A 20,576-nucleotide genomic window follows, 5' to 3' on the forward strand; every position below is an offset into this window, starting at 1 on the left:
ATGACGAATACGGAACAGGATCGCTGGTCGCGGGTGAAGGGACGTCTGCGGACGAGCGTTGGCGAGGACGTGTACACGAGCTGGTTCGCACGGATGGATCTGGAGAGCGTGCACGACGAGAGCGTGCACCTGTCGGTTCCGACCCGGTTCCTCAAGAGCTGGATCCAGGCGCATTACGCCGATCGCGTGCTCTCGTGCTGGCAGGCAGAGATGCCGGAAGTGCACAAGATCGACCTCACCGTGCGCTCCGCTATCCGTGCGATGGCCCCGGCGAAGGAGCCGGTTGCGCCCGTCGAAGCGCGCCGTGTCGAACGAACCGACGGCCGTCCGGCGCCTGAACTGCGCTCGTTCGCGACCGCGCCGGTGTCCGCAAGCCATGACGCGCTCGGCGGCTCGCCGCTCGATCCGCGCCTGACCTTTGCAAGCTTCGTCGTCGGCCGGTCCAACACGCTGGCCCACGCGGCTGCGCGCCAGGTGGCGGAAGGACGCCGCGGCGATCCGGTGATGTTCAACCCGCTCTACATTCATGCCGGCGTCGGCCTCGGCAAGACGCATCTGCTGCAGGCAGTGACCTGGGCCGGTAATTCCGGCGGCGAGCGCAAGGTGCTGTATCTTACCGCCGAGAAGTTCATGTACGGCTTCGTCGCGGCGCTGAAGACGCAGACGGCGCTGGCGTTCAAGGAAGCGCTGCGCGGCATCGACGTGCTGGTGATCGACGATCTGCAGTTCCTGCAGGGCAAGTCGACGCAGGCCGAGTTCTGCCACACGCTGAACGCGCTGATCGACGCCGGCCGTCAGGTCGTGATCGCGGCCGACCGTCCGCCGTCGGATCTGGAAAGCCTCGACGACCGCGTGCGCTCGCGGCTCGCCGGCGGTCTGGTGGTCGAGATGGCTTCGCTCGGCGAGGAACTGCGGCTCGGCATCCTCAAGTCGCGCGTCGCCGCGGCCCGCGTCCACCACGCAAGCTTCGAGGTGCCGGAGGAAGTGCTGGACTATCTGGCGCGCACCATCACCCACAACGGCCGCGACCTCGAAGGCGCGATCAATCGCCTGCTGGCGCACTCCAAGCTCAACAACCAGCCGGTGACGCTGGAGATGGCCGAGCGCGAGGTGCGCGACCTGATCCGCCCGCAGGAGCCGAAGCGGATCAAGATCGAGGACATCCAGCGCGTGGTCGCCCGGCAGTACAATGTCAGCCGCTCCGACCTCTTGTCGTCCCGCCGTACCGCCAATGTGGTGCGCCCGCGCCAGGTTGCGATGTATCTGGCGAAGACGCTGACGTTGCGCTCGCTGCCGGAGATCGGCCGGCGCTTCGGCGGCCGCGACCACACCACGGTGCTGCACGCCGTGCGCAAGATTGAGGCACTGGTCGCCAAGGACACGACGCTGTCGGAGGAAGTCGAATCGCTGAAGCGTCAGCTGCAGGAATAAGGCCGTCGCGTCAGGCTGAAGCCTTTTCGAGCGAAGTGGGTGCCGGCTCGCGTCAAGAAGACGCGTTAAAACCAGAATCAAGAGCCCCGTTCCGATTCAATCGGAACGGAGAAGGCTTTAGATCGTTCCATGGCCCTCCCCTTTTCAAGGGGGAGGGCTAAACTTTTTTCCGGCCCAAAACGTGGGGAACGGGGACCGTTTTGCGCCCGTTTCCCTTGCACCGGCCGCCCATCCGCGCCACCTTGCGGTCCCCCCGTGGGTTTGATCAAATCCGGTATTGATCCGGCTTTTCGGGTTTCCAATGCCGCGGTGCTGCCCTGAACGGCCGCCCGGCTTTTCCATCTGAGGGATCTGGCGGGTATTGCAATGAAGGTCACCGTCGAGCGCGCGCAACTGCTGAAGTCGCTGGGTCACGTTCACCGCGTGGTCGAGCGTCGCAACACCATCCCGATCCTCGGCAACGTGTTGATCCGCGCCGAGGGCGCCAAATTGTCGCTGAAGGCGACCGACCTCGACCTCGAGGTAACGGAGACGCTGGCCGCCGAGACCGGAACCGCCGGCTCGACCACGGTGCCGGCGCACATGTTCTACGACATCGTGCGCAAGCTGCCCGACGGCTCGCAGATCGTGCTGGAAGCCGACGGCGACCGCTCGGTGCTCGCGGTGAAGGCCGGGCGCTCGCGCTTCACGCTGCAGACGCTGCCCGAGAGCGACTTCCCCGGCCTTGCCGCCGGCGACATGACGCACTCGTTCTCGCTGCCGGCCTCCGACATCAAGCGCCTGATCGACCGCACGCAGTTTGCGATCTCGACCGAGGAGACCCGCTACTACCTCAACGGCATCTATCTGCATGCCGCCGGCAGCGCCAAGGCGGCAACCCTGCGCGGGGTTGCGACCGACGGCCATCGCCTGGCCCAGATCGACCTCGCGCTGCCCAAGGGCGCGACCGGCATGCCGGGCGTGATCGTCCCGCGCAAGACGGTCGGCGAGGTGCAGCGGCTGATCGAGGGCGACGACGCCGAGATCTCGATCGAGCTGTCGGACGGTAAGATCCGCTTCACGCTCGGCAATGTGGTGCTGACCTCGAAGCTGATCGACGGCACCTTCCCGGACTATGGCCGCGTCATTCCGCAGAACAACGACAAGGAACTGGTCGTCGACAAGAAGGATTTCGAGGCCGCAGTCGACCGCGTCTCGACCATCTCCAGCGAACGCGGCCGCGCCGTGAAGCTCGCTTTGTCCGCCGGCAAGCTGGTGCTCTCGGTGACCAATCCGGATTCCGGCAGCGCGACCGAAGAGCTCGAGGTCGAATACGCCTCCGACGCGCTCGATATCGGCTTCAACTCGCGCTACCTGCTCGACATCGCGGCCCAGATCGAGGGCGAAGTCGCGGTGCTCAAGCTCGCCGATCCCGGCTCGCCGACCCTGGTGCAGGACAAGGACAGCAAGGGCGCACTCTACGTGCTGATGCCGATGCGGGTGTGAAATTCACTCTCGTCATGGCCGGGCTTGACCCGGCCATCCATCAAACAAAATGATTTATTGGGTGTACATCCTCGCCAGCAAGCCCGGCGGAACCCTGTACGTCGGCGTGACCAACGATCTGGTCCGGCGCGTCTACGAGCATCGCGAGGGGCTGGCAGAGAGCTTTACGAAACGGTACGGGATCAAGACGCTGGTCTACTTTGAGGCGCATGAGACCATCGCAGCGGCGCTCCAGCGCGAGAAAAACATCAAGCACTGGTCGCGCGAGTGGAAAATTGATCTGATCGTCGCCGGCAATCCCGATTGGCGAGATTTATATGATGAAATTGTCCGCTGACGCGGACGATGGATTGCCGGGTCAAGCCCGGCAATGACAAGGTAACATGACCCCGTCCCGCATTCATCGCCTGTCGCTGACGCATTTCCGCAATTACCGGACGGCGACGCTGCAGGTCGCGGGCGACATGGTGGTGCTGGTCGGGCCGAACGGCGCCGGCAAGACCAATTGCATGGAAGCGATCTCGTTCCTGTCGCCGGGCCGCGGCCTGCGCCGCGCGACGCTGGAGGACATCGCCGACAATCAGGGCGACGGCTCCTGGGCAGTCTCGGCCGAGGTCGAGGGCGCGCTCGGGCTCGCCACGCTCGGCACCGGCATCGATCCGCCGACCGCCGAGGCGGGCAACACACGGCGCTGCCGGATCGATCGCGAACCGGTGGGTTCCGCAACCGCGTTCGGCGACCATCTGCGCATGGTGTGGCTGACGCCCGCGATGGACGGCCTGTTCATGGGCGCCGCCTCGGAACGGCGGCGCTTCTTCGACCGCCTGGTGCTGGCGATCGATTCCGAGCATTCCAGCCGCGTCTCGGCGCTGGAGCGTTCGCTGCGCTCGCGCAACCGCCTGCTCGAGGTGCGCAACTACGACGACCATTGGTGTGACGCGATCGAGCGCGAGACCGCGGAGCTTGCGGTTGCGGTCGCCGCATCGCGCGGCCAGACCGCCGCCAAGCTCGCCGTGATGCTGCGCGAGCGCGGCGCGGCCTCGGCATTCCCGTCCGCCGAGATCATGCTCGACGGCTGGATGGAGAATGCGCTGCTTCAGGAGCCTGCGACCGCAGTGGAGGACCGCTACCGCGAGATCCTGCGCGCCAGCCGGTCGCGCGACGCCGCCGCCGGACGCACGCTCGACGGCCCGCATCTGACCGATCTGCAGGTGGTCTACGCGCCGAAGAACATGCCGGCCCGCGACGCCTCGACTGGCGAGCAGAAGGCGCTGCTGATCGGGCTGGTGCTGGCGCATGCCACGATGGTCGCGGAGATGACCGGCATCGTGCCGCTGCTCTTGCTCGACGAGGTCGTCGCCCATCTCGATCCCAACAGGCGCAAGGCATTGTTCGACGAACTCGCCAAGCTCGGTGCGCAGGTCTGGATGACCGGCGCGGATCCCGCTGCCTTCGCCGACATCGGCCCGCGAGGTGAGATTTTCGACGTCGAATCCGGTCGCGCCACACGGCGCGGCTGAGGCGCCGACTCAGCCTCCGCGAGGGGCTCGAATCCACCTCCGAATCGGGCTTTTCAGAGCCTCCGGAATCGGCCTTTGAAGACCTTGAAAAAGGCCTAAAAAATCCCATCTATTCAATAGTTTGTGGACAGAGACTTTGCGCTAGGCGCAACTCCTCTTTCATGGCACAAATAGCATGATCAGCGCCCCATATTGCGCCGCTGATTCGGGACATCCTCGAAGGCCTCACATGACAGAACCTGCCCGGCAGACCCCTGCCGAATCTGAGCATCCCATTCCGGCCGAATACGGCGCGGAATCGATCCGGGTGCTGAAGGGCCTCGACGCCGTCCGCAAGCGGCCCGGCATGTATATCGGCGATACCGACGACGGGTCCGGCCTGCACCACATGGTCTACGAGGTCGTCGACAACGCGATCGACGAAGCACTCGCGGGCCATGCCAGCCGCGTCCTGGTCACTCTCAACGCCGACAATTCCGTCACCGTATTCGACGACGGCCGCGGCATTCCGGTCGACATCCACAAGGGCGAGGGCGTCTCGGCGGCCGAGGTCATCATGACCCAGCTCCACGCCGGCGGCAAATTCGACCAGAATTCCTACAAGGTGTCCGGCGGACTGCACGGCGTCGGCGTCTCCGTCGTCAACGCGCTCTCCAGCAAGCTCGGCTTGCGGATCTGGCGCGACGACAAGGAGCACTACATCGAATTCGCGCACGGTGATGCCGTGGCGCCGCTCAAGGTGGTCGGCGATGCCCCGGGCAAACGCGGCACCGAGGTCACCTTCCTCGCCTCGCCCGAGACCTTCAAGAACATCGAATATGATTTCGCGACGCTCGAGCACCGGCTGCGCGAGCTCGCCTTCCTCAATTCCGGCGTCAACATCGTGCTCTCCGACATGCGCCATGCGGTCGAGAAGCGCGAGGAGATGCACTATTCCGGCGGCGTCGAGGAATTCGTCAAATATCTCGACCGCAACAAGAAGGCGATCGTGCCGGCGCCGATCATGGTGCGCGCAGAAGCCAACGGCATCGGCGTCGAAGCCGCGCTGTGGTGGAACGACAGCTACCACGAGAACGTGCTGTGCTTCACCAACAACATCCCGCAGCGTGACGGCGGCACCCATCTGGCCGGCTTCCGCGGCGCGCTGACGCGCCAGGTCAACGGCTATGCCGAGGCCAATGCAAAGAAGGAAAAGATCGCGCTGACCGGCGATGATTGCCGCGAAGGCCTCACCGCGGTGCTGTCGGTGAAGGTGCCCGATCCGAAATTCTCGTCGCAGACCAAGGACAAGCTGGTGTCCTCGGAGGTTCGACCGGTGGTCGAGAACGTCCTGAACGAGGCGCTCGCGGCCTGGTTCGAGGAGAATCCGAAGGAAGCCAAGGAAATCGTCGGCAAGGTGATCCAGGCCGCCGCGGCACGCGAAGCTGCGCGAAAAGCCCGCGAGCTGACGCGCAAGAGCCCGCTCAGCGTCTCCTCGCTGCCCGGCAAGCTCGCCGACTGCCAGGAGAAGGATCCGGCCAAATCCGAGTTGTTCATCGTCGAGGGTGACTCGGCAGGCGGCAGCGCCAAGCAGGGCCGCAACCGCGAATTCCAGGCGGTGCTGCCACTGCGCGGCAAGATCCTCAATGTCGAGCGCGTGCGTCCCGACAAGATGCTGTCGTCCGAGCAGATCGGCACGCTGATCACCGCGCTCGGCACCGGCATCAGCGACGATTTCTCGGTCGAGAAGCTGCGCTATCACAAGATCATCGTGATGACCGACGCCGACGTCGACGGCGCCCATATCCGCACGCTGCTCTTGACCTTCTTCTATCGCCAGATGCGCTCGATCATCGATGGCGGCTATCTCTATATCGCCCAGCCGCCGCTCTATAAGGTCTCGCGCGGCAAGTCCGAGCAATATCTGAAGGATGAGCGCGCGCTGGAGGATTATCTGATCGCGACCGGGCTCGACGAATGCGTGTTCAAGCCGGCCTCCGGCGACGACCGCTCGGGCCGCGATTTGCGGTCGCTGGTCGAGGACGCAAGGGTGATCCGCTCGGTGCTGCGCAACCTGCACAGCCGCTACAATCGCGCGGTGATCGAGCAGGCCGCGATCGCGGGCGTGCTGACCCCGAGGATCACCGGCGATATCGAGACCGCCAACTCCGCGGCTGATTACATCGCCAAGCGGCTGGACGCGGTGGCCGACGAAGTGGAGCGCGGCTGGGTCGGCACCTTCACCGAAGGCCAGGGCTTCCAGTTCGAGCGCACCGTGCGCGGCGTCAAGGAAGTGGCAGTGATCGACGACGCCTTTCTCGGCTCGGCGGATGCACGCAAGCTCGACGAATATGCGACCAGGCTGCAAGAGATTTACGTGCGGGCGGGCAAGCTCCGGCGCAAGGATATCGAGCAAATCATCCACGGCCCGATCGACCTGTTCGAGGCCGTGACCGATGCCGCCCGCAAGGGTGTCTCGCTGCAGCGCTACAAAGGTCTCGGCGAGATGAACCCGGACCAGCTTTGGGAGACCACGCTGGACAAAGATGCGCGCTCGCTGCTGCAGGTGAAGATCAAGGAGGTCGACGAGGCCGACGACATCTTCACCAAGCTGATGGGCGACGTGGTCGAACCGCGCCGCGAGTTCATCCAGGACAATTCGCTCAGCGCCACCATCGACATCTAACGGCCTGCGCCCCGGCCAAATGACGCATCCGTGACGGCGCGATCGGCGCTGTCGCACTGCTACCTTTCGGGTGGATGCTGCATCGGAAACTGTGTTACGGTGCCGAACTGCCATTGATTCCGTTGTAGAATTTTGAATGGCCGAGTCCGAATTCAAGTCTGCATGATGCGTTAGGGGACATTCCGCGTGCCGCCGATCCAATACATCGTCGAAGGCGGCCGCCGCCTTTCGGGCACCATTGAGCCGTCGGGCAACAAGAATTCCGCGCTGCCGATCATCGCCGCGGCGCTGTTGACCGAGCACCCGGTCACGCTGACCAACGTGCCGCGCATTCGCGATACCGAAACGCTGGTCGAGCTGTGCCGTTCGGTCGGCGCCGCCGCCGAATGGACCGAGCGCAACACGCTGCAGATCCACGCCAAGGAGATCCGCGCCGCCGATCTCGACCCGGCGCTGTGCGCGCGCATCCGCGCCTCGATCCTGCTCGCGGGTCCGCTGCTCGCCCGTTGCGGCGAGGTCGCGCTGCCGCCGCCCGGCGGCGACGTGATCGGCCGCCGCCGGCTCGACACGCACTTTTTGGCCTTCGAGCAGCTCGGTGCCACCGTGACCGCGACGCACCGACTCGAATTCCGCGCCTCGCGACTGAAGGGCGCCGACGTGTTCCTCGACGAGCCCAGCGTCACCGCGACGGAGAACGCGCTGGTCGCCGCCGTTGCCGCCCGCGGCACCACCTATCTGCGCAACGCGGCCTCCGAGCCGCATGTGCAGGACCTCGCGAATTTCCTGGTCGCGCTCGGCGCCAAGATCGAAGGCATCGGCACCAACACCATCACCGTGCACGGGTCGGCGACGCTCGGCGGCGCGACCTACGCGATCCAGCCCGACCATATCGAGGTCGGCTCGCTGATCGGGCTTGCCGCGGTGACCCGCTCGCCGCTGCGCATCGCGCGCGCCGGCGTCGAGCATCTGCGCTCGATCCGGATGGGCTTTGAGCGGCTCGGCATCGTCTGCGGCGTCGAGGGCGACGACCTCGTCGTGCCGTCGAACCAGACCATGAAGATCCAGGACGATTTCGGCGGCCATGTGCCGAAGCTCGAGGACCAGCCCTGGCCGGCGTTCCCGGCCGACCTGATGTCGATCGCGATCGTCACTGCGACGCAGTGCGACGGCGTCATCCTGATGCACGAGAAGATGTTCGAGTCGCGGATGTTCTTCGTCGACAACCTGATCGCGATGGGCGGCCGCATCGTATTGTGCGACCCGCATCGCGCGATCGTCGCCGGCCCCAGCCGGCTGCGCGGCGCGCCGATGAGTTCGCCCGACATCCGCGCCGGCATGGCGATGCTGCTTGCCGCGGTTTGTGCCGAGGGCACCTCCACCATCAACAACGCCGACCAGATCGAGCGCGGCTATGAGCGGATCGAGGAGCGGCTCAACGCGCTCGGCGCCAGGATCAAGCGGATTCCAGCGCGATCGTGATCCGGGCATGATCCGGAAAAGTGCGAAGCGGTTTTCCCGCCGGATCATGCTCAACCAATAACTCAGGGCACGACGACCTCTGCGTGAGATCGTCGCGTCTGGGCAGCTTGGCCATCCTTCTGGCCGGTTTGCCGTGCTAAGCGTGCCATCATGACCTGCATCGACAAGATCGACCCGGCCGCGTCGCGCGCGGCCGTCGTCCCCTCTCGCAAGCTGCTCACGGCCGAGCTCGCGGAAACGCTGAAGCTCGCGGTGCCGCTTGCGCTGACGCAACTCGGGCAGATCGCGATGATGACGACCGATCTCGCCTTCATCGGCCGGCTCGGCAGCGAGAACGTCGCCGCCGCGGCGCTGGCGCATACCGTGTACTTCGTCAGCTTCACCATCGGCATGGGCATGATGTCGGCGGTCTCGCCGCTGGCGGCGCAGGCGTTCGGCGCGCGCAACCCGCGCGTGATGCGGCGCGCGCTGCGGGTCGGGCTGTGGGCCGCCTTCTTCATGGTGCTGCCGCTGATGGCGTTGCCGTTCCAGGGCGAGCGCATCCTGCTCGCGCTCGGCCAGAGCCCGGCCACCGCGCATCTGGCGCAACAATATCTGTTCGGGCTGGCCTGGGGCATCCTGCCGGCGCTGTGGTTCATCGCGCTCCGCGGCTTCATGAGCGCGGTGAACCGGCCCGAGCCGGTGCTGTGGATCACGCTCGCCGCGATTCCAGCCAACGCGCTGATGGTCTACCTTTTGCTCTATGGCAAATGGGGCATGCCCGAGCTCGGCATGTTCGGCGCCGGACTTGCGACCACGATCGTCAATCTCGCCACCTTCGTCGCCGGCGTCTGGTTCGCGGCGCGCCGCCGCCCGTTCCGCAAGTACCACGTCTTCAGCCGCGTCTGGCGCATCGACTGGCCGCTGATGGGAAAGCTCGTCGCGGTCGGCGCGCCGATCTCAATCGCCTTCCTGCTGGAGTACGGCCTGTTTGGCGCGGCCGCCCTGTTGATGGGGCTGATCAGCACCACGGCGCTGGCCGCACATCAGATCGCGCTGCAGATCGCGGCGATCCTGTTCATGGTGCCGTTCGGCGTCAGCATGGCCGCCACGGTACGGGTCGGCCAGGCCGTCGGCCGCCGCGACACCGAGGCGGTGCAGCGCGCCGGCTTTGTCGCGGTCGCGCTTGCCGGCGTGTTCATGAGCGTCATGACGCTGGCGGTGATCCTGGCCCGCTTCGAGATCGCAGCGCTGTTCCTCGGCGAGGCCTCCGACGCCACCGCGCAGCTCACCGCGGCGCTGCTCCTGATCGGCGCCACCTTCTTCATTGCCGACGGCGTGCAGACCACCACCGCCGGCGCGCTGCGCGGCATGAACGACACCCAGGTGCCGCTGCTGTTCGCCGTCATCAGCTACTGGCTGGTGGGATTCGCATCGGCGTCCGCGCTTGCCTTCTGGGCGAAGCTCGACGCCGCCGGTGTCTGGATCGGGCTGTCGCTCGGGACTGCTGTTTATGCGACGCTCCTCATCTTGCGTTTCCGCCTGCTGGCACGCAGACTGGTTGGATGAAGGTTGCCCGATGAAGGTTGACGAGGTCACGCCGAACGTGGATCCCGCCGCGCTGCTCGCCGGCGCGCAGTTTGTCGATGCGTTCAAGATCGCGACCACGCATCCCGATCTCGATGCCCGGCACGCCGCAGAGGCCATGGTGGCGCGGCAACCGCGCTGGATCGAATGGCTGGTCGCCTTGCGCAATCTCCTGGTCGCGCCGCTCGGCCTGAAGACCTCGGGCGCAGCCGACGGCGTAGTGCGCGACATGATCGGGATATTCCCGGTGGTCAGCGAAACGCCGGAGCGGCTGGTCGCGGGCTTCAACGACAAGCATCTCGACTTCCGGCTCGTCGTCGACGTCGCGCCCGAAGGACCCGCGCGCAGCATCACCGCGACCACGCTGGTGCTCACCCACAACAGGCTCGGGCGCGCCTATCTCGCGGTGATCCTGCCGTTCCACCGCCTGATCGTGCCAGCGATGCTGCGCAAGGCCGGAGGCTAGCGCATGCCCCTGTCGGTCGACCTGTTCTTCTCGTTTCGCAGCCCGTACAGCTATCTGGCGCTGCCGAAGACGCTGGAGATGGTCACCGACTATGACGTCGCGGTGAATTTGCGGCCGGTCTATCCGCTCGCGGTGCGGGTGCCCGGCTTCTTCAAGAAGACCGATCCGCGCTTCGCCCGCTATGTCGTGCTGGATTCCAGCCGGGTCGCCAAGCACGAGAACATCCCGTTCCGCTTTCCGCGCCCGGACCCGATCGTGCAGGACATGACGACGTTCGACGTCGCCGAACACCAGCCCTACATCCACCGCCTGACCCGGCTCGGCGCCGCCGCCCAGCTCGAGGGGCGCTCGCTTGCCTTCACTGCCGCGATCAGCCGGGTGCTGTGGGGCGGCTCGGTGAAGGGCTGGAACGAGGGCGATCACCTGGCTGTGGCCGCGACCGCCGCCGGCTTCGATCTCGCCGCGATGGACGCGGCCATCGTGGCCGATCCCGATCGCTATGAAGGGGTCATCAAGGGCAACGAGGACGCGCACGCGGCGTCCGGCCATTGGGGCGTGCCGACCTTTGTATTCGAGAACGAACCGTTCTTCGGTCAGGACCGTATCGACCTCCTGATCTGGCGCATGGAGAGCAAGGGCCTGACGCGCCGCACAGCGTAGTCCGCGATCATGCCGCGCTCTTCTCCGGTGTATCAGCGACGATCTTCTCGGAAGCCTCCTCGCTCGTGCACCAATTGCCGTGACAGCGCTTGAGATCGTTGAGATTCTGCCGCATCTGCTCGAGCGAGAAGCCGAGCGCGTAGAAGCGTTCGGCGGCATCGACCGGCAGGCCGCGGATCAGGCCATCCCTGCGGACCGCGCCAACCTCCTCGGTGTAGGCGTGCAGCGCGTCGTCGACCGGCGCCATGTCGGCCGGGCCGCTGCCGGCACGCAAGGCGGTCGCGACCGCCACCATATAGCTGACGATCGCCTTGCTGACGTCGGCGAGCGGCCGCGCCAGCCTGGCCTGGATATCGGCCGGCAGCGGCACCACACAGGCCCGCCCGATCATCACGACATCATGCCGCAACCGCTGGATCGTGCGCAGCAGCGGCCCGGTATCCGGCCCCGACGACAGATGCATGGAGCGCTCGCGCTCGGCCTCGAGGCCGGTCGCATGCAAATTGGTAATCGCGGTGCCGATGCCGTCCTGGATCCGGTGCAGCGCGTCGTTGTCGAGACCGCGGGTCAGGCCGGCGAGCAATTCGGCGAATGCCGCGGATAGCAGTTCCAGCAGCTTTGAAGCATTGACCCTGATCTGGCTGACCGCGCGCGACGGCAGCACCAGGAACGAGATCGCAAGCCCGGTGAGCGCGCCGACCGTGACCTCGAGGACGCGGTCGATCGCCGAATCCAGCGGGTTGGAGTGATGCATCGTCGGCAGCAGCAGCACGATCACCGCCGTCACCGTCGCCGAGTTCAGGCTGGGATTGAGCGCGGCGATGAAGGCGAGCGGCACGATCGCCAGCACCAAGAGCGCCAGCAGGCTGCCTTCGCCGGAATGCGGGATCAGAACTGCGATCGCGCCGCCATAGATCGCGCCGCCGATGGTGCCGAGCATGTAGTCGCGGGTCGCCTTCAGCGAGCGGCCGACGCTCATTTGCGTGACGATCAGCGAGGTCAGCACCGCCCATAGCGGCAGCATCAGGTTCAGCGCCAGCGCGATGGTATAGGCCGCGACGCCCGCGGACGCGATCCGGACCGCCAGCGCCAGCTGCGTCTTGCGGGTCCAAAGCTGGTCGTACATGCGTTTTGCGAAGGTCCTCATGCACCCTGATCCGCAATCAATGGAAAGGCCCGTGTTACATGATTTGAAGCCAAGCGAGTTGGAGCATGGCTGCTGCCCGCGGCGGCAAGGTGGCTTGAAAGGCCAAACCCGCCCGCCTACCCTGCGCCGCAAAATTGAGGAAACACGATGGCCCACGAAACCGCAACGCTCGCCGCCTACGTCGCCGACCTGAAATATGGCGACATCCCGCCGGAGGTGCTGGAGCGCGCCAAGGTTTTGACGCTGGATTTCCTCGGCAGCACGATCCGCGCCCGCCGCGATGCCGAATCGACGCCCTCGCTGATGAAGATGCTGGAGGCGCTGGCGCTCGACGGCAAGGGCGAGGCCACCGTGTTCGGCGACACCAAGACCTGGACGCCGGCGGTCGCGGCGCTGCTCAACGGCGCGCTCGGCCATTCGCTCGACTTCGACGACACCCACGCCGATTCCTCGCTGCATCCGAGCGCGCCGGTGGTGCCCGCCGCGTTCGCGGTCGGCGAGATGGTCGGCGCCTCCGGCCGCGACGTGCTGACCGCGATCGTCGCCGGCTATGAAGTGTGCTGCCGGCTCGGCAATGCGCTCGACCCGACCTCGCATTACGCCCGCGGCTTCCACCCGACCGCGACCGCCGGCACCTATGGCGCCGCGGCGGCGGCGGCAAAACTGTTCGCCCTGTCGAAGGAACAGATCATCTCCGCCTTCGGCGTCTCCGGCAGCCAGGCGGCGGGCTCGCTGCAATTCCTCGTCAATGGGGCCTGGAACAAGCGCTACCAGGTCGGCGCCGCCGCGATGAACGGCGTGATCGCCGCGACCCTTGCGCGCAACGACTTCGTCGGCTCGAGCGAGGCGGTCGAGGGCAAGCACGGCCTGCTGGTCGGTTACAGCGACGACGCGCATCCGGACAAGGCGGTGGCGGGCCTGGGCCATACCTACGAGACGCTGAAGATCGGCGTAAAACCCTATCCGAGCTGCCGCTACACCCACGCCGCGATCGACGCGCTGATCGCAATGCGGCGCGAGCACAATCTGACGCCGGACCAGATCAAGAAGGTCGAGATCGGCCTGCACCGCAACGGCATCACGCTGACCGGCGACGCCGCCACCAAGCGCCATCCGACCTCGGTGGTCGGCGGCCAGTTCTCGATGTTCTTCACCGGCGCGATCGCGCTCGACCAGGGCCATTTCGGCTGGGACGATTACGGCCGGCTTGGCGATAAGGCAATCGACGCGCTCGCCGACAAGTTCGACGTGGTGCAGGACGACCGCCTCGAGGTCGGCCGCACCCACCCGTTCGGCGCCCGCGTCTCGATCACCACCGACGACGGCGTGCATGAGCGCCTCTACGCCGATCCCTCGGGTGAGCCGGGCTCGTTCCCCGATGCGCAGGCGATGCAGCAGAAGTTTTTGACGCTGGCCCGCCCGGTGCTCGACAAGCGCGCCGACCAGCTCGCCGACGCGATCCTGACGCTGGAGCGGTTCGATCGCGTCGAGAAGGCGACGCAGCTGGGGCGGCAGTAGGGGCTGCGCTCGCGCCATCCAGGCGGTGTCATCACCCGCGCATGCGGGTGATCCAGTATTCCAGAGACGCCGGTGCTTGAGCCGAGAGGCCGCGGCGTACTGGATCGCCCGGTCGAGCCGGGCGATGACAGTGTGGGTGGGGACATAGCTTCGCATTCTCGCGACATGATTTGTCCGAGCTTTGCTCTTCGTTCCGCCCTCTCTTCAAGCAGAGGGCGCAGGGAAAGCCGGGTGCCGATCGCACCCATGGGCCCCGAGCAAAAGGTAGAAAGCTCGGGGGTAGGACCACACGTGTAACCGGAGGGGGAGGGAGCGTGAGTAGTGTACTCACGTCACCAAGAGTGCGCGCCTCGCCTACTCCGCGCCATCAATGATCACAAAATCCCCGTCCGAATATTTCTGCCGGATTGCTTTCGCGGCCTGGTATTCGGGGCAGGTGTAGCATTCCATCGCGGTGGCGCAATCCTTGAACTCGATGACGAAGTTGCGCTGGCGGGTCGCGCCTTCCATCACCTCATAGGGACCGTTGCGCACGATGAAGTTGGCGCCGTATTTCGCGAACACCGGCATCGCGGCGGCGAGGTATTCGGGATAACGGGCTTCGTCGTGAACCGTGACGTGCACGATCCAGTAGGCTTTCGGCATGATGGTCTCCGGCTGAGGCGTTTCCTAAGGGAATTGCGGCGCATCTGGTGCGAGATGCGCCGCGGCATCAGAAAATTCCTGCGGCCGAGATTCAATTCACGATGTCGCGCGTGTGTGTGACGTGCAGGTCAATTGCCGCCCGCGAGCCGCGCGCCGGTGGAGGTCGCTGTGACGACGTCACGGACCAGATCGAACACGCCGTCCGCCTCGGCCGGCATGTTCGGCGAACGGCCGAGCCGGACGATAACGAGCCGCTGCGACGGCACGATCACGACATACTGCCCGATCGTGCCCTTGGCGAAGAAGGCGTCGCGCGGCATGCCGTGCGCGACACGATAATTGGCGCCGAAGCTGTCGCCGAGATTGGTCCAGAAGCCCGCGCCGATGCCGACCCAGGCATTCGCCGTCGGCGATGCCGAATACTTTGCCCAGCCCTCGGGCAGGATGCGTTTTCCCCCGACGACACCGTCATTGAGGTAGAGCTGGCCGAGACGCGCCCAGTCGCGTGCGCTCGCCATCATCGCGCCCGATCCTTCCGGCGTGCCCGCAGCATCGAACTGCATCACGACATTGCGCATGCCGAGCGGACCGAACAATTCAGCCCGCGCGAACCGTATCACATCGGCGGCGTGGCCACCGGCCGCGTTGCGGATCAGATGCGAGAGGATGATGAAATTGCCGTCGTGATAATTCCACACCTTGCCCGGCGCCGTCTCGAGCGGAATGCTCTCGGCGTACGCGGCCATGTCCGGCTCCATAAACTTCATCCGGTTGACCGGCTCGAGTGCTGAGGCCAGCGAGGCCTGCAGCGAGCTGCCGAGCGCGAGGCCCGCGGTGTGGCGCAGGAGCTGATCGACCGTGATCGCGTGGCGCGGATCCTTCGGATCCTGCCAGGCGGCGACCGGCACCGGCTGGTCGACCGCAAGCTTGCCGTCGCGCACCAGAATTCCGATCAAGGCCGAGATCACCGATTTGGTCGCGGAGAAGCCGAGCAGCGGCGTGTCGGTGCCGATGCCGTCGGCATAGCGCTCGGCGACGATGCGGCCATCCTTCATGACGACGACCGCGCGGGTGCGGCGGAACGGCGGCTCGGCCGGCTCCGCGAAGGCGCGATCAAGCGCGGCCGCGAGCTGCGGGGTCTGTGGTGCAACGATCGCGGGACCGGCGATCTCGGGCAGCAACGCGGCCTGCGGCCTCGAGGGCGGCAGCGGGCCATCGGCGAGCACCGCGCCGTGGTCGAGCGTGCAGCCGAGCCCCTCGCGATAGACTGCGTGGCTGCGGCCAAGCCCGAACAGCGTCACGGTGACGTCCTTGCGATCAAGGTCGACCTCGGTGTCCATCGCCCAGGTGATCAGGCTGGTTCCCGGCATCGCGTCCGTGGTCTCGACCAGATTTCGCTTCGGGTTGAGCCCGCTGACGAAGGTCTCCGAGCAGACGACATTCGCAACAAAACCGGTCGCGACCTTGGGCACGTCGCGGGCACGGGCGGCGGACAGCGCCAGCGCACCGAAAGCGGTGCTGGCAGCGAGAATGAAGACGAGCTTTCGACGGGTCACGGGATCCTCCGGCATGGCGCGATGGTGCGCGGCCGGGATCAGGCCGCAGGGGGCGCCAGAGCGCTCGCCGGATTTGGAATCGGGCTGGCCGAGAACAGTGGGCGGCTTACCGATTCTGGAATTGTCTTGCGATTACATCAGTTTGGATCGCGAGCTTGTGAGGCGAGCATGCTGGTCAGGCTCCCTCCCCCCTGGCGGGGGAGGGTTGGGGAGAGGGGTGCGCCCCGGGGCGAGATCGTCGTTGGGAACATCGTCGTCACAGCTCACTTCCCCCTCACCGAGAAAAAGTTTGAGAGCGCGTCGTATGGCTACCCCTCTCCCTAACCCTCCTCCGCAAGGGGGGAGGGAACCCCGCCACTGCGCGTCCCTCACGTTAGCGCAAGAAGCTAAGTCCGATCCCGCGTACTCGGTATCGCTCACGATCCGCAAGCGGGAGAGGGAGAACCTCACACCGCGCTCGCTTTCAACCTCCGGTACTCCGTCGGGGTCACGCCGGTGGTCGCCTTGAAGGCGCGGTTGAAGGGGCCGAGCGACTGGAAGCCGGCGTCCATCGCGATAGTGATGACGGGGACTTCGGCCTGCGAGGGATCGCCTAGCGCCGCCTTGGCCTCCTCGATGCGGTGGTTGTTGAGGAAGACGTTGAAATTGCGGTAGCCGAGCCGCTGGTTGATCAGCCGCCGGAGACGATATTCGGGGATCTTCAGCCGGGTTGCCAGCGTGCCGATCGTGACGTTGTCGTGGCGATAGACCCGCTCGTCCGCCATCAGCCGCATCAGTGCATCGACCAGTCTCTGGTCCGCCGCCTCCTCGACCGCGGCCGGCTTCGTCAGCAATCCGGCCTCCGCCGGCACCGTGAACAGGTCGGCGCCGTCGACGCGCATCATCGCCCAGGTGATTGCGGCCACGATGGCGGTGAGCACGGCCGCGTTCAGCAAATTGGCCCATTCCACGGTCACGCGGCTGCCGGCATAGGCGATCTGAAGCAGCGCGTTCATGCCGCCGTACAGCGCAGATGCGGCGACGATGAAGACGCGGACACGGCGGCGACGCTCGACCAGATCTGCCGACCACGATCCGATGGTTTGCGCCACCGCGAGCGCAACGAAGACGAGCGTGAGCGAATTGACCATGATGATCGCGATCCGCGCGTGACCGGCGGGTGCAATCCACATGCAATTGACGAAGCTGTAGGCCACGACCGCGGCCCAGATCAGGCCCTGCCACCAGCGCAGCCGAAACGCGTCATCGAACAGCGCGCGCGTGAACAGCCAGAACACCACGATATCGCCGGTCGAGAGCGCGATCAGTGGCGCATGCCAGTCCGAGACCGGCGGCCCGGCACCAATCGACGCGGTCACTGCATGCGCGGCCGAACCCAACGCGAAGGCGGCCGCGAGGCGCCCGGACAGCGCCTTGCGAAAATCAGTGAGCAGCAAGGCGGCAAGCACCAGCAGCAGCGCCACGCTGGCGCTGCGCAGGCAGAGTTCAAGTGCGGCCGATGTCATCGCCGAACAATCGTCGGTCGGACAAGGTTTTTCAAGATGGCTCGTGCTGCCAGCGCTGACGTGTCGTCACCCAGATATCGACGACATCGCCCTCGAGCCTGCCCGGACCCTCGTTCACCGCACCGAGCCGCCGCGCCACGGCCTGCGAGGCGACGTTGGCCGGATCTATGCAATGGATGATGCGGTCGACGGTGAAGTTCGCGAACACAAAGTCGATCGCGGCGCGCGCGGCTTCCACCGCATAGCCCTTGCCGCGATGTGCCTTGGCAATGCCCCAGCCGACCTCGAAGCCCGGCCATTCCGGCGGATAATATGGGCCGACCCGGCCGATATAGCGGCTTGAGGATTTCTCCTCGACCGCGAACATGCCGAAGCCATGCAGCGTCCAATGGCCCGAGATGACGGCGGCATTGCGCCAGCCCTTCAGCTCCGAGGTGACCGGCTGGTGATCCGGCGTGATGAAGCGCGCCGTCTCCGGATCGGACAGCATCGCCGTGTTGTCCGCGATGTCGGACGCGCGCCACGGCCGCAGCAACAGCCGCTCCGTCTCGATCACGGGTCCGTCGACCTGCAACAGCTTTGCGCCCGGCCTGATCAGAGAAACCATCGCCTCCTCCAGTTTCCAAGTTTACGCTGTTATCACGTGCGTACACCCGTCAGACGTATGTCGTCGTCCCGGCGAAAGCCGGGACCCATAACCACCGATGCGCGTTGCTCGCGAAAGCTGGGGCCCCAGCTTTTGCGTACCAACTTTCGTCCGTAGTTATGGGTCCCGGCTCGCGCGGAGCCTGTCAACGGGCGGCGCTTCGCGCCGACCCGTTGGCTTGGCCGGGACGGCAGATAGAGAGTATGATCGCGGCAAAAGAGAAGGAGACTTTCCATGAGCTGGCAGCCCTCGACCGATCCCGAACTCGGCGATCCCCAGACCTGCGACGCGCTGGATCTGATCATCGTGCCGCGCACCCGCGATCTCGGCGACGGCTTTGCGGTGCGCCGCGCGCTGCCGCACGGCAAGCGGCAGATGGTCGGGCCCTTCATCTTCTTCGACCATTTCGGCCCGGTGCAATATCTCGCCGGCAAGGGCATGGACGTGCGGCCGCATCCGCATATCGGGCTCGCCACCGTCACCTATCTGTTCGACGGCAGCATCATGCATCGCGACAGTGAGGGCAACATCCAGGAGATCCAGCCCGGCGCGATGAACCTGATGACCGCGGGCCGCGGCATCGCGCATTCCGAGCGCACCCCCGACGTGCAGCGCCAAGACGGCCAGAAGATGCTCGGCCTGCAAAGCTGGATCGCGCTGCCGGCGGGCAAGGAAGAGATCGCGCCGTCGTTCCAGCATTATGGCGCGGGCGATCTGCCGATGATCTCCGAGCGCGACTTCACCGCGCGCGTGATCGCGGGCTCTGCCTTCGGCATCACTTCGCCGGTCAGCATGGTCTCGCCGTGGTTCTATACCGAGGTAACCGCGCAGGCCGGCACCTCGGTGCCGCTCGACCCCGATCACGAGGAGCGCGCGATCTATCTCGTCGACGGCGAGGTCGAGATCGCCGGCGACCGCCATGAGGGGCCGCGACTCCTGATCTTCCGGCCCGGCGACCGCATCACCGTGAAGACGCTGCGGCCGACCCGCATGATGTTTTTGGGCGGCGACGCCCTGGAAGGGCCGCGCCACATCTGGTGGAATTTCGTTTCGTCGTCCAAGGAGCGGATCGAGCAGGCCAAACAGGACTGGAAAACCGGGCGTTTCGCGCAGGTTCCACACGAACACGAGTTCATTCCGCTGCCGGAGTGAGCTATTTCCTGCGATAGTCTCTGGCGCCCGCACGCCTCGTGCGGGCGCACGTCTTTGCAAGCGACCTAGAAAGACCAAGCCGATGTCTGCGATGCTCTCAAGCGATTTGCCCCTGCCCCGGATCGGCCGCGGCAAGGTGCGCGATATCTACGCCGTCGGCGACGACCGGGTGCTGCTGCTCACCACCGACCGCATCTCGGCGTTCGACGTCGTGATGGCGGAAACCATTCCGATGAAGGGCGCGGTGCTGACCCAGATCAGCGCCTGGTGGTTCCGGCAGCTCGAAGGCACCGTGCCGCATCACATGATCAGCGCCGATGCCGACGAGATCATCCGCGCGGTGCCTGAGCTCAAGAACCATCGCGCCGACATCCTGGGGCGCGCGATGCTGTGCAAGCGCACCACCGTGTTCCCGATCGAATGCGTGATCCGCGGCTACATCTCGGGCTCGGCCTGGAAGGAATATGCGGCCGACGGCACGCTTGCCGGCGAGAAGCTGCCGGCCGGCCTGGTCGAGAGCCAGAAGCTGGAGCCTTCGATCTTCAGCCCGGCGACCAAGGCCGAGGCCGGCCATGACGAGAACATCACGGTGGCGCGGGTGCGCGAGATCGTAGGCGCCGACGTTGCCGCGACGCTCGAGAAGATGGCGCGCGACGTCTACGGCTATGGCGAACAGACCAGCCGCGCCCGCGGCATCATCATCGCGGATACGAAATTCGAGTTCGGGCGCGACAAAGACGGCCGCATCATCCTGATCGACGAGGTGATGACGCCGGATTCGTCGCGCTTCTGGGCGGTCGATGCCTACAAGCCGGGCCAGCCGCAACCGAGCTTCGACAAGCAGCCGCTGCGCGACTATCTCGATGTCGAGCGCCACGCCGGCCGCTGGAACGGCGACGCGCCCGCCCCGCCGCTGCCGGCCAGCGTGGTGGATGCGACCAGCAAGCGCTACCTTGAAGCATATCGTCGCGTGACTGGAAGCGAGCTGAAGGTCTAGCTACCATCGTCATCGACGACGCAGCCCTTCATCCCGTCACCCCCGCGCGACGGCTTTGCCGTTGTCGCTGGAGGTGCTCGCGAAAGCGAGCCTCGCGGGCCGCCGGCCACCAGCCGGGCCGGGCATCCTTCGAGACGC

17 protein-coding genes are annotated in these 20,576 nt (G+C 66.0%); 12 read left to right on the plus strand and 5 right to left on the minus strand.

Annotated features, from left to right (window positions below):
• The 9 genes from dnaA (at position 1) to G6P99_RS00045 (ending at position 11,272) form a co-directional block, all read left to right on the plus strand.
• Positions 1-1,431 carry a chromosomal replication initiator protein DnaA gene (dnaA, locus tag G6P99_RS00005; RefSeq protein WP_029079416.1) on the plus strand — a complete coding sequence of 477 codons (1,431 nt, stop codon included), beginning with the start codon at positions 1-3 and terminating at the stop codon, positions 1,429-1,431.
• A 366-nt stretch (positions 1,432-1,797) separates the two neighbouring features.
• Positions 1,798-2,916 carry a DNA polymerase III subunit beta gene (gene dnaN / locus G6P99_RS00010; protein ID WP_029079415.1) on the plus strand — a complete coding sequence of 373 codons (1,119 nt, stop codon included), beginning with the start codon at positions 1,798-1,800 and terminating at the stop codon, positions 2,914-2,916.
• Positions 2,917-2,965: 49 nt separating this feature from the next.
• Complete coding sequence (locus tag G6P99_RS00015; protein WP_029079414.1) at positions 2,966-3,253, plus strand: GIY-YIG nuclease family protein; 288 nt, start codon at positions 2,966-2,968, stop codon at positions 3,251-3,253.
• Positions 3,254-3,299: 46 nt separating this feature from the next.
• On the plus strand, positions 3,300-4,436 hold the full coding sequence (gene recF, locus G6P99_RS00020) for a DNA replication/repair protein RecF (RefSeq protein ID WP_029079413.1): 1,137 nt from the start codon (positions 3,300-3,302) through the stop codon (positions 4,434-4,436).
• Between the two features lie 229 nt (positions 4,437-4,665).
• Complete coding sequence (gene gyrB / locus G6P99_RS00025) at positions 4,666-7,101, plus strand: DNA topoisomerase (ATP-hydrolyzing) subunit B (RefSeq protein WP_029079412.1); 2,436 nt, start codon at positions 4,666-4,668, stop codon at positions 7,099-7,101.
• Between the two features lie 186 nt (positions 7,102-7,287).
• On the plus strand, positions 7,288-8,580 hold the full coding sequence (murA, locus tag G6P99_RS00030; RefSeq protein WP_029079411.1) for a UDP-N-acetylglucosamine 1-carboxyvinyltransferase: 1,293 nt from the start codon (positions 7,288-7,290) through the stop codon (positions 8,578-8,580).
• Positions 8,581-8,730: 150 nt separating this feature from the next.
• On the plus strand, positions 8,731-10,128 hold the full coding sequence (locus tag G6P99_RS00035) for an MATE family efflux transporter (protein WP_029079410.1): 1,398 nt from the start codon (positions 8,731-8,733) through the stop codon (positions 10,126-10,128).
• Positions 10,129-10,138: 10 nt separating this feature from the next.
• Complete coding sequence (locus tag G6P99_RS00040; protein ID WP_029079409.1) at positions 10,139-10,612, plus strand: DUF2867 domain-containing protein; 474 nt, start codon at positions 10,139-10,141, stop codon at positions 10,610-10,612.
• A gap of 3 nt (positions 10,613-10,615) precedes the next feature.
• Positions 10,616-11,272: a 2-hydroxychromene-2-carboxylate isomerase gene (locus tag G6P99_RS00045; protein ID WP_029079408.1), complete on the plus strand. Its 657-nt coding sequence runs from the start codon at positions 10,616-10,618 to the stop codon at positions 11,270-11,272.
• A gap of 7 nt (positions 11,273-11,279) precedes the next feature.
• Here G6P99_RS00045 and G6P99_RS00050 read toward each other — a convergent pair whose 3' ends face one another.
• On the minus strand, positions 11,280-12,419 hold the full coding sequence (locus tag G6P99_RS00050) for an FUSC family protein (protein WP_165126966.1): 1,140 nt from the start codon (positions 12,417-12,419) through the stop codon (positions 11,280-11,282).
• Positions 12,420-12,566: 147 nt separating this feature from the next.
• Here G6P99_RS00050 and G6P99_RS00055 point away from each other — a divergent pair, with 147 nt between their 5' ends.
• Positions 12,567-13,937 (plus strand): MmgE/PrpD family protein, encoded by a 1,371-nt coding sequence (locus G6P99_RS00055; RefSeq protein WP_029079406.1) that lies wholly within the window; start codon positions 12,567-12,569, stop codon positions 13,935-13,937.
• A gap of 354 nt (positions 13,938-14,291) precedes the next feature.
• On the opposite strand, the gene G6P99_RS00060 is transcribed toward G6P99_RS00055, so the two are convergent.
• From G6P99_RS00060 to G6P99_RS00075, 4 genes are all read right to left on the minus strand, one after another.
• The gene (locus G6P99_RS00060; RefSeq protein ID WP_165126968.1) at positions 14,292-14,582 is read right to left on the minus strand and encodes a DUF1330 domain-containing protein; all 291 of its coding nucleotides are present in this window, start codon (positions 14,580-14,582) and stop codon (positions 14,292-14,294) included.
• A gap of 128 nt (positions 14,583-14,710) precedes the next feature.
• Positions 14,711-16,138 (minus strand): serine hydrolase domain-containing protein, encoded by a 1,428-nt coding sequence (locus tag G6P99_RS00065; protein WP_029079404.1) that lies wholly within the window; start codon positions 16,136-16,138, stop codon positions 14,711-14,713.
• Positions 16,139-16,584: 446 nt separating this feature from the next.
• Positions 16,585-17,643: a helix-turn-helix domain-containing protein gene (locus G6P99_RS00070; protein WP_029079402.1), complete on the minus strand. Its 1,059-nt coding sequence runs from the start codon at positions 17,641-17,643 to the stop codon at positions 16,585-16,587.
• Between the two features lie 31 nt (positions 17,644-17,674).
• Entirely contained in the window at positions 17,675-18,250 is a 576-nt protein-coding gene (locus tag G6P99_RS00075) for a GNAT family N-acetyltransferase (RefSeq protein ID WP_029079401.1), read from the minus strand.
• 273 nt (positions 18,251-18,523) lie between these two features.
• Here G6P99_RS00075 and G6P99_RS00080 point away from each other — a divergent pair, with 273 nt between their 5' ends.
• Together G6P99_RS00080 and G6P99_RS00085 are read left to right on the plus strand one after the other, a co-directional pair.
• Positions 18,524-19,441, plus strand: a complete 918-nt coding sequence (locus G6P99_RS00080) for a pirin family protein (RefSeq protein WP_029079400.1) — start codon at positions 18,524-18,526, stop codon at positions 19,439-19,441.
• 82 nt (positions 19,442-19,523) lie between these two features.
• Positions 19,524-20,438 (plus strand): phosphoribosylaminoimidazolesuccinocarboxamide synthase, encoded by a 915-nt coding sequence (locus tag G6P99_RS00085; protein WP_029079399.1) that lies wholly within the window; start codon positions 19,524-19,526, stop codon positions 20,436-20,438.
• Positions 20,439-20,576: the final 138 nt, after the last annotated feature.

The sequence above is a fragment of the Bradyrhizobium sp. 6(2017) genome (assembly GCF_011058295.2).
GTDB classification, from domain to species: Bacteria; Pseudomonadota; Alphaproteobacteria; order Rhizobiales; family Xanthobacteraceae; genus Bradyrhizobium; species Bradyrhizobium septentrionale.

Excerpts from the sequence above, each read along its gene's own strand:
- G6P99_RS00050 (WP_165126966.1), bottom strand. The coding sequence starts at position 12,419 with ATGAGGACCTTCGCAAAACGCATGTACGACCAGCTTTGGACCCGCAAG.
- G6P99_RS00075 (WP_029079401.1), bottom strand. The coding sequence starts at position 18,250 with ATGGTTTCTCTGATCAGGCCGGGCGCAAAGCTGTTGCAGGTCGACGGA.
- G6P99_RS00015 (WP_029079414.1), top strand. The coding sequence starts at position 2,966 with ATGATTTATTGGGTGTACATCCTCGCCAGCAAGCCCGGCGGAACCCTG.
- G6P99_RS00060 (WP_165126968.1), bottom strand. The coding sequence starts at position 14,582 with ATGCCGAAAGCCTACTGGATCGTGCACGTCACGGTTCACGACGAAGCC.
- G6P99_RS00070 (WP_029079402.1), bottom strand. The coding sequence starts at position 17,643 with ATGACATCGGCCGCACTTGAACTCTGCCTGCGCAGCGCCAGCGTGGCG.
- G6P99_RS00085 (WP_029079399.1), top strand. The coding sequence starts at position 19,524 with ATGTCTGCGATGCTCTCAAGCGATTTGCCCCTGCCCCGGATCGGCCGC.
- gyrB (WP_029079412.1), top strand. The coding sequence starts at position 4,666 with ATGACAGAACCTGCCCGGCAGACCCCTGCCGAATCTGAGCATCCCATT.
- dnaN (WP_029079415.1), top strand. The coding sequence starts at position 1,798 with ATGAAGGTCACCGTCGAGCGCGCGCAACTGCTGAAGTCGCTGGGTCAC.
- G6P99_RS00045 (WP_029079408.1), top strand. The coding sequence starts at position 10,616 with ATGCCCCTGTCGGTCGACCTGTTCTTCTCGTTTCGCAGCCCGTACAGC.
- G6P99_RS00055 (WP_029079406.1), top strand. The coding sequence starts at position 12,567 with ATGGCCCACGAAACCGCAACGCTCGCCGCCTACGTCGCCGACCTGAAA.
- G6P99_RS00035 (WP_029079410.1), top strand. The coding sequence starts at position 8,731 with ATGACCTGCATCGACAAGATCGACCCGGCCGCGTCGCGCGCGGCCGTC.
- G6P99_RS00040 (WP_029079409.1), top strand. The coding sequence starts at position 10,139 with ATGAAGGTTGACGAGGTCACGCCGAACGTGGATCCCGCCGCGCTGCTC.
- G6P99_RS00080 (WP_029079400.1), top strand. The coding sequence starts at position 18,524 with ATGAGCTGGCAGCCCTCGACCGATCCCGAACTCGGCGATCCCCAGACC.
- dnaA (WP_029079416.1), top strand. The coding sequence starts at position 1 with ATGACGAATACGGAACAGGATCGCTGGTCGCGGGTGAAGGGACGTCTG.
- recF (WP_029079413.1), top strand. The coding sequence starts at position 3,300 with ATGACCCCGTCCCGCATTCATCGCCTGTCGCTGACGCATTTCCGCAAT.